This is a genomic window from Halioglobus sp. HI00S01, from assembly GCF_001635445.1.
In the GTDB taxonomy this organism is placed as follows: Bacteria; Pseudomonadota; Gammaproteobacteria; order Pseudomonadales; family Halieaceae; genus Halioglobus; species Halioglobus japonicus.
In genome coordinates this window covers 1-215 of the sequence record NZ_LWEE01000231.1, presented here as the reverse complement: position 1 = coordinate 215, position 215 = coordinate 1, and the positions used below count along the sequence as shown (strand labels likewise).

The 215-nt window shown below is 56.7% G+C and carries 1 pseudogene; it reads right to left on the bottom strand.

Features of this window, described 5'->3' with window-relative positions:
* Positions 1–215, bottom strand: a pseudogene (locus tag A3709_RS24045) (hypothetical protein); the annotation flags it as partial.

The window sequence follows — 215 nt, the reverse complement described above, 5'->3', positions numbered from 1 at the left end:
ACACAGATTTCGTGACAGTGTTTTAGATAGGGGTTGCGCCAGGCGCCCACCTGATTGAACTGCGGATCGAAGCAGAACAGCTCGTCGGAAGCGGCGATAAATATATGGTCGCGGTCAAAGGCGATACCTCGCAAACCGCGGTCGGCACCTCGCCCGGCGAAGTCGATGTCTGTGGTGTTCCAGTCGATGTGCTGAGTGACGGCGCCGTTGTTGAA